The sequence below is a fragment of the Paenibacillus sp. BK033 genome (assembly GCF_004345425.1).
Lineage (GTDB): Bacteria > Bacillota > Bacilli > Paenibacillales > Paenibacillaceae > Pristimantibacillus.
Genome location: NZ_SLVP01000010.1, coordinates 1 through 13,718, shown reverse-complemented (window position 1 = coordinate 13,718; position 13,718 = coordinate 1). Strand labels below are relative to the sequence as shown.

Annotated in this window: 13 protein-coding genes; 3 read left to right on the top strand and 10 right to left on the bottom strand. The window is 41.2% G+C overall.

Going from position 1 to position 13,718, the window contains the following annotated elements; all coding sequences use genetic code 11:
• Window positions 1-447 precede the first annotated feature (447 nt).
• On the bottom strand, window positions 448-1,668 hold the full coding sequence (locus EV294_RS25040) for a stalk domain-containing protein (protein ID WP_132311874.1): 1,221 nt from the start codon (window positions 1,666-1,668) through the stop codon (window positions 448-450).
• A 319-nt stretch (window positions 1,669-1,987) separates the two neighbouring features.
• Window positions 1,988-2,650, bottom strand: coding sequence for a nitroreductase family protein (locus tag EV294_RS25035; protein ID WP_132311873.1), 663 nt, complete (start codon window positions 2,648-2,650; stop codon window positions 1,988-1,990).
• Between the two features lie 193 nt (window positions 2,651-2,843).
• On the opposite strand from EV294_RS25035, the gene EV294_RS25030 reads away from it, so the two are divergent.
• Window positions 2,844-3,434: a TetR/AcrR family transcriptional regulator gene (locus tag EV294_RS25030; protein WP_132311871.1), complete on the top strand. Its 591-nt coding sequence runs from the start codon at window positions 2,844-2,846 to the stop codon at window positions 3,432-3,434.
• A gap of 93 nt (window positions 3,435-3,527) precedes the next feature.
• On the opposite strand, the gene EV294_RS25025 is transcribed toward EV294_RS25030, so the two are convergent.
• Window positions 3,528-3,818 (bottom strand): group II intron maturase-specific domain-containing protein, encoded by a 291-nt coding sequence (locus tag EV294_RS25025; protein ID WP_279513607.1) that lies wholly within the window; start codon window positions 3,816-3,818, stop codon window positions 3,528-3,530.
• A 479-nt stretch (window positions 3,819-4,297) separates the two neighbouring features.
• A complete protein-coding gene (locus EV294_RS25020; protein ID WP_132311870.1) occupies window positions 4,298-5,143 on the bottom strand; it encodes a LysR family transcriptional regulator in 846 nt (281 codons plus the stop codon).
• A 138-nt stretch (window positions 5,144-5,281) separates the two neighbouring features.
• Between EV294_RS25020 and EV294_RS25015 the strand changes: the two genes are divergently transcribed.
• On the top strand, window positions 5,282-6,376 hold the full coding sequence (locus EV294_RS25015; RefSeq protein ID WP_132311869.1) for a Gfo/Idh/MocA family protein: 1,095 nt from the start codon (window positions 5,282-5,284) through the stop codon (window positions 6,374-6,376).
• Window positions 6,377-6,655: 279 nt separating this feature from the next.
• On the opposite strand, the gene EV294_RS25010 is transcribed toward EV294_RS25015, so the two are convergent.
• Window positions 6,656-7,702, bottom strand: coding sequence for an SDR family oxidoreductase (locus EV294_RS25010; RefSeq protein WP_132311867.1), 1,047 nt, complete (start codon window positions 7,700-7,702; stop codon window positions 6,656-6,658).
• Between the two features lie 115 nt (window positions 7,703-7,817).
• On the opposite strand from EV294_RS25010, the gene EV294_RS25005 reads away from it, so the two are divergent.
• Window positions 7,818-8,351, top strand: a complete 534-nt coding sequence (locus EV294_RS25005; protein WP_132311865.1) for a TetR/AcrR family transcriptional regulator — start codon at window positions 7,818-7,820, stop codon at window positions 8,349-8,351.
• 150 nt (window positions 8,352-8,501) lie between these two features.
• Here EV294_RS25005 and EV294_RS25000 read toward each other — a convergent pair whose 3' ends face one another.
• The 5 genes from EV294_RS25000 to EV294_RS24980 all read right to left on the bottom strand — a co-directional run bounded on the left by EV294_RS25000 (window position 8,502) and on the right by EV294_RS24980 (window position 13,494).
• Complete coding sequence (locus EV294_RS25000; RefSeq protein ID WP_243711791.1) at window positions 8,502-8,915, bottom strand: hypothetical protein; 414 nt, start codon at window positions 8,913-8,915, stop codon at window positions 8,502-8,504.
• A gap of 209 nt (window positions 8,916-9,124) precedes the next feature.
• Window positions 9,125-9,592: a hypothetical protein gene (locus EV294_RS24995; RefSeq protein ID WP_132311863.1), complete on the bottom strand. Its 468-nt coding sequence runs from the start codon at window positions 9,590-9,592 to the stop codon at window positions 9,125-9,127.
• A gap of 464 nt (window positions 9,593-10,056) precedes the next feature.
• Window positions 10,057-10,863, bottom strand: a complete 807-nt coding sequence (locus EV294_RS24990) for an imm11 family protein (protein WP_132311861.1) — start codon at window positions 10,861-10,863, stop codon at window positions 10,057-10,059.
• Between the two features lie 840 nt (window positions 10,864-11,703).
• Window positions 11,704-12,909 (bottom strand): hypothetical protein, encoded by a 1,206-nt coding sequence (locus EV294_RS24985; protein ID WP_132311859.1) that lies wholly within the window; start codon window positions 12,907-12,909, stop codon window positions 11,704-11,706.
• Between the two features lie 171 nt (window positions 12,910-13,080).
• Entirely contained in the window at window positions 13,081-13,494 is a 414-nt protein-coding gene (locus EV294_RS24980) for a DMP19 family protein (protein ID WP_132311857.1), read from the bottom strand.
• Window positions 13,495-13,718: the final 224 nt, after the last annotated feature.

Sequence of the window (13,718 nt, the reverse complement as noted above, 5' to 3'; positions counted from 1 at the left end):
TCTGCCAATTTGCTTAATAAATCGTGCAACCCGGGGATCCGAACTGAGAAAGACGACAAACAAGAACCTCTATAAATCTGCTACTCCATGTAATGTCTTTACCTGATTACTGTATTTTAATAACTAGAACAAAAAGAGAGTGTAGCAGTCGGTCATTATCAACCGAATGTTACACTCTTCTACATTAAACCAAAGGGCACTGACCCGTACCGTTAGACCTCCCCTTCTATTTCCTCACGCCTTCATGTTGCCCTGGTCTTCGACAGTAGTCCTGAATCTATCTTTCCGTATTTCTGTCAAAGGTGAAATCCTGCGAATAAGCGAGTATCCGTGAGAAAACTAAATCGTACCGAGGAGTTTAATGACGGTCTACATATTTTACTCTTATTTTGAATTGGTCACTAAGTCCTTCTCTTCAAATATTATTCTGTAATTCTGTTATGCTGCTTAATTTTTGAAAATCACGACCATATGCTTGCTTCCCATATATTCAACGGAAGTATTTAACTGCTCCGCCACAAAACGAACTGGAACGAACGCACTGCCGTTCTTCAAAAGTAACGGAGCATCTTGCATTACCGTTTTCTGGTTTACTTTTACCTGCCTGTTTCCTACAGTCCAACGAATCGTTTTACCATCCTTGTGAATCGTTACCTCTTTGGTGCTCTGGTTCCAATTCACGGTTGCCCCAAGCTTCTCGGAGATGAAACGGATCGGCACATAGGTACGTCCCGTCTGAATAAATGGCGCTGCAGTAATACGATAAGCACTTTCTCCCACATAAGCTGTCGTGCTGCCGATCACCAAGCGCTGTGTCTTACGCTGACCGCTAGGCAAATTATTTCCTGCCAGTGTCACGAATAATTTATATGTTTTCGATCCCTTGTTCAAATCTAAATAGTTATTTTGCAGCGCAAGTGGTTCAATGAATGCACCCGTATCATAATACGGAAAAAAATTACGTTGTTGGATCGGCTCTAAATCCCACACTCTATTGTTGTTCAAATAGAGGTAACCCAAACTTTGAAGATTTCTCAACGGCTCCAAATCATAGATTTGGTTAGATGATAAATTCAGAGTAACCAAGTCAGTTGATTTAGACAAAGGAGCAAGATCTTTGATGTTATTATTCGCAGCTTCGAGTCTCCTAAGCTTAACCAATCCTCCTAGAGGCTTTAGATCTGTGATCTTGTTGGAACTTATGGACAACGTACTCAGATTGACTAGTCCCGCTAGCGGTGAAAGATCATTGATTTGGTTGCTAGCTAGGGATAAATCTGTGATCTTCGTTAACTTCCTGAGGGGCTTAATATCCTCAATTTGATTGCCACTCAAATCCAAAGTCGTCAAATGCACAGCATCGGATAGAGGTGAAATATCAGAAATTTGATTTCCACTTAAAGAGAGCTTCGTCACATTGACTGCATATTCCAAACCCTGCAAACTCTTAATTCCTTTACCCGATAAATTAACGTCGGTCAGTGACTCTAAATCCTCTTTTCTTAGTGATTCATCGTCGTTTTTATTCAATAATGACTTAATCGCTTGTTCTAGATTGAGATCCTCAAAAGCCAAAGGCTGTTGGTTAGATGACTCCATGTAAGCCTGTCCTGGTAAGCCCAAACATAGGACAAAAATAATTAAAAATCCAGCAAGGTATTTCTTCATGCTGACCATTCCTCTCTAATCACTGTATAAGCTAGCCAATAGTTGCTTCGATTAAGACGCAATTTACAAAGAAAAGTTGTATTGAAGAGTAATGTAATTATTGTAACTATCCTGCCCTTTACTTCAACAAAAATGGCAACTGATCATCTAGATCAGCTGCCATTTTGTTATGTTCAACTAACGTTCCCCGTCCCTCAACCAAAAAGCTCAAAACGAAATTGTCTTTAGAGCTTTACTGATAAAAGTAACGAAAAAAGACCTTCGAGGAGCCTCCTGACAACTAGATTCGGTCGGGCAATCGGGTTTTTTTTTCATTTTCTTATGCCTTGGGCATTTCGTTAAAGAACGTCACGTCTTCAATTGGCAGCCTTGTCGTCGGATGTCCGGGCTTCACCGCCTTACCCAGGGCGATTAGCATAATCGAAACATACCGGTCTGAAATACCGAATGCTTCCATGAACTTTTCTTTGTCGTAGCCACCCATCGGGACTGTATCATAACCTTTGGCGCGGGCGACGAGCATTAGCTGCATCGACAACAATCCGCCATCGGTTGCAACGATTTGGCGGACGGCATCAGTCGGCATGCTCGCGAACATACCCGTATATCGTTCAACGAACGATTTAGCCGTTTCCGCAGGCATGTAGCCTGCCTCAACCGTTTGACCGTAAATTTTCTCAGCCAGCTTATAGCCCTCCAAGTCCCCGAGAACGGCAATGACAGCTGAAGCCTCAACCACTTGCTGTTGGTTGAACGCTATCGGAAGCAGCTTTTGCTTCAGTTCCTGCGAGTCAATGACGAGAAACCGCCATGGCTGAAGGTTGGCTCCTGAAGGAGCCAGAGTAGCTTTCTGCAATATTTCGCTTAATTCCTCACGCGAGATCTTGACTTCGGGATCATAGCTGCGGACAGATCGACGTCCTTTAATCACATCGAAAAAATGTTGTTGCTCTAACCTTTGAGACCGTTGTGAAACCGACATGGTTCTCTCCTCCTTTTTAAAAAGCGGCATTCAGTATTTATTTTGATCCAATACAACATTAGTTGTTTGACCAACACTTGTTGTATTTATATGATATATATACAACCGAATGGTACGCAATCATCAATAACCATAAATAGTTGTATAGACAACACCATTTCTATAATGTCGTTTTATTGGGGAGATCTTAACCATGACAATTAAAAAGAATGAAGCTGATCCTCGTGTGATACGTACACGGCGACTCCTTCAAGACGCTTTTGCTTCATTAATTCAAGAAAAAGACTTTGAATCGATAACCGTTAGGGATATTGCAGAGCGGGCTACTGTTAACAGAGCGACTTTTTATGCGCACTTTGTAGATAAATTCGAAATTCTTGAGGCCAAACTAATGGATTCATTTATGACAATCATAAATCGTAGAATAAGCGGTCACGAAGTATTAAATGAAGAAGCAATTCAGAGTATTTTTCTGGGTGTATGCGATTTTCACAAGGGTCTAAGCACTATGTGCAAAAGAAGGTATACATCGCTTGGACCTGTATTTGAAATTCAAATAAAGGAAAAAATTCAATCGATACTTCTTTCCTTTATAGACAAAGACAAGATACTATCGAGTCCAGACGCGCAATTCTTAATAAATACAGCTTCTATCATGTTAAGTTGGGGGATGTATGGGGCGGCTTACGTTTGGAACAATGAGGGGCGTCTACTAAGTGCGGAATCATTCGTTAAACAGACTATGCCTCTAGTGATGAACGGAGCCAAAGAACTGCTGGGATAGGACCTGTCGCTTTTGATCTATCCTCGCGATAGTTGAGCAGGCTGCCATTACAGGTAAGTAGAGTAAAAGGCTGGGAAATCCAGCCCCTCCTCATCAAACCGTACGTGCGGTTTTCCCGCATACGGCTTTCCGACGTCCTTCATCTAGGGCAGTACGGATTTTCCAGGTACATACCGATTTCAATCCTGTACGAAGAAGCAGTTGTCTCATTTCATTCCAAGCCAATCTGCGTCTTTTGTGTTTCTTATTCCAGTAAAGTCTTAGCCTCCTGAGGATGTACCAATCCACTTTTGCCAGAAATCGATTTGCCATCTTCCGGTCCACATCCAGATGAGCATAATAGTTACGCCAACCTTGAATCATTGGATTTAGCAGATCGACCAAAAACTATATGATCTAATAATCAATCGAGATTCTAGGTGTTCATAATAAGCCACCACATTAATTAAAGAATCTTGATGAGAAACCCAAATAAGACCGTTTTCGTCCTTCCCATAAAAAGTTTCGTCTTGGCCCTCCGTTTTTTATAAGATAAGAAATTCTCCTGTGCATCTAAAGCTAAGTTTATATAAGTTTCTATCTTAATAGACATTAAGCTTTCGATCCCTAAATTATTGTTCTTTTGTAAGTATAAGGTTTACGCTAATGTTCCTCGATAGCTTAACGGTGCAGCCTTTTCTTACTTTTTCAAAAAAATAAATCGAGACAAAATAAAACAGGGAATATCACTAGTCCTTCAAAAATTGACTTTGGTGACTCATAAGTATTAACCCATTCAGTGTGCCAGACAATCATTTCAAGTGATCGGTGAAGCGCGTGCTGAGTTACGTCTCTTTAGTTCCTCAGCTATCTGCGGATATGAACTATAAGCTCTGGCTAATTTTGAAAAACTGCCGTTCTAAAGGCGACGACTCGTAATTTGTTCGAGTAACTAAAAATTTATCAATATACCGATATTCCTGCGGAAGCTCCATGAAATCGGTAACTCCAAACTCTCTGACAGTGGTCTTGGAAATAAGAGCGACGCCCATGCCTAGGCTTGCAAGACGAAGCAGCGTTTCCAATACACCGACCTCTGTTTTAGAAGCCAGATGAATGCCGTGAGCCGAGTAAATACGCTGCAGAATAGAGGCGTACAAGCAATTTTTGGACAGGATAAGCATGGTTTCGCTTTGCAAACATTGGGCTAGACTTGCTGCAGTCTTGACTCTTTTGCCGACCAGAACCAGTTCTTCACTGCCGATTGGACTGTAATGGAGCTGCTGCAAGTCCGATTTGCCAAAGGTATAGGCCAGGTCAATATTGCCTTCGATCAGCTCCTCCTCCATCTTTTCAGTGGAACCGGTTATGAGCGTAACCGACATGTTGGGGTACTTTTCGTATAAATCGGAGAATGCTTTTGTGATATTTTCGCTGATCACGGATTGCATGATACCTAAACGCAGCTTTAACTCCCGGCGATTCATTTCCTGCTCGGTTTCTTCCCACAGCAGCAGCAGTTTTTTATACTGCCGATACAGCTTTTCTCCCTCAGGTGTCAATTCCATTCCGCGAGTGCTTCGGAAAAACAGTTGCTGCCGGTAATGGTTTTCGATCTTTTTTATTTTTGCCGTCATGTTGGACTGCAAATGATTCATGTTCGAAGCTGCTGCAGAAACACTTTTCAGCTCGGCAACGGTAACGAATGCTATCATATTTTCAATATCCATACTCATCCCTCTATCAAAAAAAATGATATGTCTATCTCAAATATACATTATTCATGATGGAGTTTCTACACTATATTATGGATATGCGGACGGTTTGCTTCGCCGCTTTTAAGTAGATCCGAACAGGAGGCATACAAGATGAACGGTTCCATTATTAAGACTGGAATTATCGGAGCGTCGCTTAATAATCACTGGGCAAGCCAGACGCACGTTCCTGCACTTCAGATGAGCAACAAGCACCGCATAACGGCGGTTGCCACATCCAAAATGGAAAGTGCTCTGGAAAGTGCCGCTGCTTTGGGTGGGGTTCAAGCTTTTACAAACCTATACGAATTATGCGAAAGCCCGGAGGTGGACCTGGTTGTCGTCAGCATCAAGGTGCCTTTTCATTATGAGGCTGTCAAAGCAGCTATTAGAGCAGGCAAACACATTTACTGCGAATGGCCGCTGACAGTAACTGCGGCTCAAGCCGAAGAATTGGCGGTGCTTGCCGATCAAGCCGGCATTCATCATGCCATCGGTCTTCAGGCCAGACAATCCGCTGTCATCCAAGACATCAAGCAGCGGATCGAATCCGGTGAGCTTGGCCGGGTTTTGTCCTGCAATATGCGCTTATCGACCACCAGGGGGAATGTTACGAGCCGTGACAGTGCCTATCTGTTAAAGGAGGAAAACGGCGCAACGCTTTTAGCCATCAACGGCGGACACTCGCTGGATGTGCTTTGCCGCCTGCTTGGAGACTTCAAGGAACTGTCGGCTACCATGATCTGCAACTATAATGAGGCTGCGGTGTTGGAAACAGGTGAAAAGGTTGTCAAAGACGCAGCCGACCAGATCATGGTTGTGGGGATGCTAAGAAGCGGTGCCTCCGCGTCAGTCCATATTCAGGGCGGAACTTATCCCGGATTTCAATTGGATATTTACGGAGAAAAAGGTATGCTTCAATTGAAGCAGCAGCATTCTGTCGGCCATGTACAGTTTGGCAACCTGCAGGTGTACCAAACATTGTATGCTTCTGGCATCCCGGCAGCGCATGACGACAAGTACTTCACGGCACTTCCTGCAGAGGAAGAATCAATGAAGTTTCTTGTTTCTAAGGCACAAGAGCGTTTTGCCGCGGATATTCTTGGCGGTACTTTTCTTTTGCCCAACTTCCACGACGCGGCCCGCTTGCATAGGCTGCTGGAGACCATCAAGCTCGCGGCTGCTACAGGCATTAGACAAAATCTATAAGATTTGAAACGGCTGGCCATAGAGGAAGCCATCCGAAAGGAAAACTAGGGGAAGAAGCGATATCACCTTCCCCTTTCATTCCTGAATACCACACTGCCCAACATCTTCCTTAGCAACTCTTTCATCTCATTTTTCACGTCACTTGTGATAAGGTTCGGCTTAACCGTCATATCGGCGAATAGTAAAAAGGCGCCCGATCGGGAGCCTTTTGGTAACTCATAAACGCCTCTTAAATGATCACTACTTCATAAGTTTCGAGAAGCTCTATTCATTATATTTTTACGACTTCTTCTGCTCTTTAATGATTTTTATCATGCTCTTACCCGTTGCAGATATGGCTTCTTCCGCCGAACGAGGTGTCCATCCAAGTAAACGTTTGGCCTTTTGATTGCTAGTTGACATATCTTGTCCCAGGAGCGTTGCTATCATTCTTAATTGTGGTTTAAAGATCGCGATCGCACGAACTAAAATACTTGGAAGTTCACCTTTTGGTGCGTTTTTAGCGTCTTCGCCCAAATGTTTTCTTAAAATATTCGCAATATCCAACATCGACAACGTCTCTGCGCTAGAGGCGATAAAACGCTCTCCATTTGCCTCGGGACGCAACATGGCCAATATATGTAAACTCGCAACATCACGGACATCTACATAATCGGAATAAATTTTAGGGACATACTTTTGATTGCTTTCCAGCATCTGTCGAATGCTATTGTTTGAATGAGAATAATCATTGCCTAAGATCGGCCCCATCACTCCAACGGGATTTACCGTTGCCAGTTCTAAACCGTTTCCTTCTTGGCGAATAAATTCCCAGGCCGCCTTTTCGGCAATGGTTTTGGATTTTTGATAGGGATGAATGTTCGCGTCCGTATTCGACCAATCTTTTTCGGTGAAAGGTCCTTTATGATTCTTGTGGCCCACGCCGATCGCTCCGAAAGCGGAGGTTAAAACAACTCGTTTGACTCCCGCGTCACGCGCGGCTCTTAGCACACGCAAAACGCCATCGCGTGCGGGTTGAATCATTTCATTCTCGTCTTTATACACTTTATTAGGCGTCGGGGAAGCTACATGAATGACATATTCCGCTCCTTTAACAGCATCGTCCCAATTATGATCATTAGATAAATCCGCTTGAATAAACGACAGGCCTTCAAAGCAAGTAACTCCGCCTGATCTTAGCATATCTCTTACTTCATCTTGTCTACTCATGGTACGAAGCGATGCCCGAACACTGAAACCTTGCTCGAGTAATTTCAACATAATATGAACCGCGATAAATCCTGAACCGCCGGTCACAAGAACTAAGGGCTTGTTACTCTCCGCCATCGTGAATGCTCCTCTCATTGACGTTACACTTGTAACAGTTGTACACTATTTTAAAGCTGAATATTCTGTAATACAAGTGGAAGACAAACATCTGTGACAAAATGGAGGAAGTGTAATGGCAGCGACGGAACACGCCCAAAACATAAAAAAAGACACTAAAGAATGGATTGCTCTTGCGTTGCTGGAGCTTTTAAAGACCGATCGACTTTCAAAAATAACCGTTTCAGAAGTCGTCAAAAAAGCCGGTGTCAGTCGAATGGGGTTCTATAGAAATTATGAAAACCTTGAACAAGTATTGAAGGAATACTACGAACCTAAATTCGCGGATATATTTAATAAAATCGCCAATAAAAAAAACCATGAACAGAAAATAGCCGATCTAACGAGCTTTTTTCTTGACCTATCCAAGGATTTTCACATGGCGATCGAAGACGATTATATCGGGCTGTTTTATCAAATTTTCAAATCTCACGTTGCTCAGCTTTACGATGAGATTATTCCCTTTCCGGACTGGACGGGAGCGAAACGAAACTACTGGATCGACTTTATGAGTGCAGGCGTTTTTGAAATTTGGGTGATGTGGATTAAAAATGGTCGAAAAGAATCCATTGAAGAAATCTCGACGCTTATTCGGTTATTTCATAAATAAAATTCAGGAAACCCATCATGATCGAAACCGATCATGATCCCTCATATCGCTCAAAAAATGAGCGAAAGGCTGTCGATATTCCAGCAGCCTCCCTTCGCTGTGTTCTAAACAAACGTTCCCCGATAGATAATGACAAGGAGTGAATGTAGATTACTTCGTAACCTGCAATCCCATCATTATTCCTTCAACCCGTTCATCCTTTGCAGAACCTGCGTATTCGTAAAATAATATAACATTCGCTACTTGGTATTCGCTGTGCCTTACCAAATCAGTTGCTGCTGTACTCTCTTCGAAATCCTTTAGCGCTTTTTCAGCTTCTTGGCGGGAGGAATAGACATAAAAGCTAATTAGCTGATTTGCATTTATCGCAAAAAATTCAGGTTTAACATTATTCAAAGTCCTAATAAATACATTCTCAGGACTTATTTCTTGTGGTTCTGATAACTGAATATCTTTCGACTCGAAAGAAGCTTTAATCTGCTCTGACGTAATTTTTAAATCTTCTTTCTTGCATCCTGTCATAATGAAGCAAATTAACAAAACAACAAACATTACAATTCTCACGCATATCCCCCCTTCGTAAATCTCCCAAAAATTAGGACGAAAAATACAATCAATTGTTGTGCAAATCTGCCCTTTCGCTTAATAAAAAAGGAAGCAGCTGCGCCGGCAGTCTGCTCCCTGGATAGTTCAACTTATGTTCCCCGATAGCTTAAGGATAAAAAGTGAAGATAGCATTCATCTGATTTTCCTTTATCAATCACATAGTCCATTCAGTGCAGTTCCTTCGTTACACTGTCCGAAGCGCACCCGGAATAATCTACGCTTACAGCAGCAGTGGAAGAGTGATATGAGACGCTATAACTACCAGCGCGCATACCTTGCGGATAATTGGTAGTGCTTTTCCACGTATACTCTGCTCCTGGATCTATAGTTACTGATACATACTCTAAGCCTGTAGAATTTACTGTAACAGTTACCGCGCCTTTACCTACGTTGTGAAAGTGAAGTTTTACATTGCCGAAACCACTTGGCACTACGAAAGCAGAGCTAGCGCTAGTAGACGTACTGTTGACGTTTCCAGACCATTTGTTTCCATCTGGCGATGTGACTGGAGTTACGATTGAAGGATTGGATTCTGTTGGCGTTACCTCTGCAGAATCAGCGTTAATTACTGCTGGAATGGTTAAAGCTGCGGCTATTGCTATAGATAGCACGGAGAATTTAGTTTGCTTCATCATTTATTAGAATCCTCCTTCAAAAAGTTTGAGCATTATAGATATAAGGATACCACATATTGGAACTATCCTACCCTTTACTTCAACAAGAGCTGCAGTGGATCCTCCGATCCGCTGCAGCTCTTGTGATTTGAATTAAAGTTCTTCGTTTGTTTAATTACCAACGGATATACTGATATTGGATTTGCCTCATTTTCTAAAATATTTAAGGCAGAGTACAATAATAATAATTATAATTATCGGAACAAGAATAGGAGCTACAAAATATAACAGTATAATGTAAAAGGCATCCCAGCCTTCCCATAATGACCCCACCAATTACTTTCCCCCATCTTTTTGAACAAGATCAGCTGCAGGCTGCCGCTGTGTCGTCATTATTCAACTAAAGTTCGCCGTTAGCCTAATAAATTAACGCATAGTTCTAGTTGTCATTATCGAAATGGATACGCATACTGACGGTTTGTAACCTAAATGTCAGCCTTTTCATCTAATTTCCATTGAAGATCTAATAAGCTTGGTGGAAGATATATAGGGTTCATCCACATATAACTAAAATCAAATGTCAATTGTCCTAATACCATTGTTCCCTGTTTATTCTTTTGAATTTTCCACTTACCACTGGTTAATGCTTTATTATATTCTAATAATTCTACAGCCTCCGACCAAGCATATTTCTGACCTTCTCTTTGGTCAATTTCAAATATTTTCTTTTCATACGCTTCACTATTTTTTCTCTCAATCTCCTTAGTTATGTCCGAGTCCCATTCTTGATTAAATTCAATACCCTCCAAATTACTTTTCTCTATTATTTCTTTCATTTTATCTGTTACAAAAACTTTTTTGTTTGCAAATTCAGGCGTCTTGAATATCAAACTATTTTCAACCTGATCTTTATTAAAATATAGTCTTTTAAAATGACTAATTTTCCCTGATGGCATAGTCACGTACTCTGTACGAGTGTAATCTAAACAATCAATAACATTAGTGACATTGATAAAAAATAACGTTTGTTTGCCATGTTTGATTGGCAGGAATTGTGCGTAATCACTGAAATAATCGTTAAGTAAGTTTCGAGCCTTTTCAGACATTACTAGTATATTGCTTAAAAAATGTGGAAAATCAACAAGTTTGTTTTTTTTATACGTTTTCATTTCGATTACTTCCCAATTCAAGATTGGTTCTCCATTAAACTCTACTTTATCAGTATCGTCATCAAAATTTTTTAAACCAATAACCATGCTGTTAATGTTAGGTACAAGGCTCCAAACTTTCAATTTTATTCGACCTCTTTCTATAATTAACTTAAGATTATTTCTTAAGAGCTCAATCTTTTCTCAACGCCTGTATACGTAATCACAGTAAGTTTTTCATAAATGTTAACGTTTCAGAACGGTTGAATCCACACCACTAATTTTAACACATATTGGAAATAAACTGTTACTCAATGAAAACGGCAGCTGAACATCAAGCCAGCTGCCATCGTGTTGTATCAAGCTATCGTTTCTCGTTAATGATCTAAAGCAAATGATCTAATCTGTTTAAAACAATTTGAGGCAAGAATACTTTCATTTAGCTCTTGTATTGTATTTAAAAATTCTTTGGTTTTTGAAATAAGTTCTTTTTCAAAGTCTTCCCATTGTATTCTCTCATTAATAATGTCTTCTTTTATTGCATTTATAAATAGTCTTCTGTCAGTTTGTAGCCACGATCCCTCATGAGTTTCATAATTCAACTCACTAACAATAAGTTCAGTTCCTTCTTAAATGAACTCAAGCCAAGTCCAGTGGTTTTCAATATATTTTAAAGCGACGTAGTTGTTCTTTGGAAGTTGATAATACACATCGATAAGAAAATCAAAGTGAGTCAGTATTAGCTCAGAATATATACGTTTCGTTTCTAGTTTCATTTCAGATGAAGGATAAGGCAGATATTCAATCCCATTTACGATGATGGTAAAACAACCGTAAATTTGATTATACTCCTGATTAAATGTCTGGAAATCAATCTCTCTAAGTTCAAGGATATCATCTTCAAAGCAACCGATCGTTGTACTCCGGCTGCTGTCTCATTGTTACGCTATTGTTCCTCGTTAGCGTAACATGCCTACGCTTTAACTATAAAAAAGTTAGCCAAGACGGTCCTATACCATACAAGTCGTCAATTGTTTCAATAATCGGCTTTTCAATGATATTGTAAGCCGCGGCAATGTTCCCAATCTGATGATCCATGTCAATTTGCCGAGTTACCCGGTACGGTTCCATATTAGTATGTGCGGCTGGCAGTTTAAAATCATGCTTCCACAGCGGGCCTTCAATACCGCCCACGCACGATACATCTGCACTAAATTTGCCAAGTTCAAAGGTAAGTCTCACAAGATGGTGATTCTTCGTTATCTTTGTAATCGTATAGACCCCACCGTTGCTATACTTGGTATTGTAGATGAAGCCGCGCTTTTTAAAATGCGTGGTGATTGCCTTTTTGACCGACAACGGTTCGGAAGCATGATCACCTATCTTAAGCGGCTCTAGTGGATACGGATAGTCAACGCCGATTAAATTTGCATCATCATCATAGCATGACTGCACGATCCGCTCACCAGCAATAATATTTTCGTAAACAGCTGCTGCTTCTTCCTTATTTGAAGGAACGGCAAATACGCGCTCGTGATAAATGTCACCGATAGAGCTCAGAAATTGGCGTTCCAGTTCGTTCAGTTCCAACGGCGGTAGACCGTCCGCGAGATCACCAAGCTCGACGATGGCATCTAGAAAGTTATTTCTTCCTGAAATCCACCAATCGCTTTGTAAACGAATACACGGAGAAGGGTAGTCGCTCCAGCCCGTTACACTAGGTGAAAAGAGCCTTTGATAACGAACATCTCCTTTTGCAACGAAAGGTATTGGATCTTCAATGGAAGCTTTAGGGTTCCGACGAAGTATCGGAAGGTTATCGAATATAAACGTCAATCTATTCAAAGGGTAGCGGCGTGGAATTCCGCCTACAATTTCAATTGCATCTTCCATTCCCAGCGAATTGGTGACACCATCTGAATTTGCTCCGTCCCATCGGGCGGGTAGGTTGGTAAGTCTTTGCTCGAAGCCCTCTGATGTCCCGACCGAATATCGATATGAGGAAAGTTTAGGATTTTGTTTTAGTAGCCGATCGATGCCAGAAACACCTCGTTGCGAGTCACTGACGAAAAATTTAATGTCATGGGGGACAATATCCGAAGTAATGAACGCTTGTCTGATCCTTTCGGTTACCCCTAGAGGCGTATCCCTTTTAGCTAACCGATATATGACTCGTTTATATAACTTCACTAGCGCACTCCTTATTTAACGACATTATCTCATTATTCGTGAAAAACATATTCTATTCCTTCATTAGCGTAAACTGCCCTTTAATAAAAAGGAGCAGCTACCGTTGTGGCAAACTGCTCCTGGATGGCTGAACTAACGTTCCCCGTTAGTTGAAAGCCAACATATAATAAGTTACTTGTTAGCTAGCTTTATCGCTTCTTCAATGACTGGCTCTAGCTTATTTTCTAAGTCATCGATAATTGCATAAAACTGTTCATCCAGGTTTTCGAGGAACTCATTCAGTTCATCATGATCCCATGAATCGATTATCTCATTCCGTTCTTCAATATTTATAGGAGGTGACCCATCAGGGAACATAGAACCAATATTGTTTACTAATTCTGCCCCGATTGTCTCTAGGTCCTCGATAGTTTCCTTATAATTGTCAGCACCATGATTATAAAAAAAACTAATCAAGCCGCCTCCGCTCACATCACCGATTAATCCATCAACGTTTAACCATATTCTTTCATATTTGTTTAAACTGGATTGTCCATCATTTTCGACTTTCTGCCAGATACTTTGCCAGACTGTCTCCTTATCCATTTCTAGCCCCCCTAGTCTTGTTATTCAATTAATTCGTCACATCATTGAGCCATCCTGCAACAGCTTAATGACAAAAAGAGCAGGCTGCCGTGGTGGCGAGCTGCTCTGAATAGGTTCTGAACTAACGTTCCCCGTTAGCCATCCATGCCCCTCACGGGGCACCACAGAATAATGAAAATTTTGATGCGGCGTTTTATACTATTCTTACGGCTGGTGAGGAAGGT

What these genes read in the sequence shown, in the direction of transcription:
- EV294_RS25040 (WP_132311874.1), bottom strand. Translation starts at nt 1,668, where the DNA reads ATGAAGAAATACCTTGCTGGATTTTTAATTATTTTTGTCCTATGTTTG.
- EV294_RS25035 (WP_132311873.1), bottom strand. Translation starts at nt 2,650, where the DNA reads ATGTCGGTTTCACAACGGTCTCAAAGGTTAGAGCAACAACATTTTTTC.
- EV294_RS25030 (WP_132311871.1), top strand. Translation starts at nt 2,844, where the DNA reads ATGACAATTAAAAAGAATGAAGCTGATCCTCGTGTGATACGTACACGG.
- EV294_RS25020 (WP_132311870.1), bottom strand. Translation starts at nt 5,143, where the DNA reads ATGGATATTGAAAATATGATAGCATTCGTTACCGTTGCCGAGCTGAAA.
- EV294_RS25015 (WP_132311869.1), top strand. Translation starts at nt 5,282, where the DNA reads ATGAACGGTTCCATTATTAAGACTGGAATTATCGGAGCGTCGCTTAAT.
- EV294_RS25010 (WP_132311867.1), bottom strand. Translation starts at nt 7,702, where the DNA reads ATGGCGGAGAGTAACAAGCCCTTAGTTCTTGTGACCGGCGGTTCAGGA.
- EV294_RS25005 (WP_132311865.1), top strand. Translation starts at nt 7,818, where the DNA reads ATGGCAGCGACGGAACACGCCCAAAACATAAAAAAAGACACTAAAGAA.
- EV294_RS24995 (WP_132311863.1), bottom strand. Translation starts at nt 9,592, where the DNA reads ATGATGAAGCAAACTAAATTCTCCGTGCTATCTATAGCAATAGCCGCA.
- EV294_RS24980 (WP_132311857.1), bottom strand. Translation starts at nt 13,494, where the DNA reads ATGGATAAGGAGACAGTCTGGCAAAGTATCTGGCAGAAAGTCGAAAAT.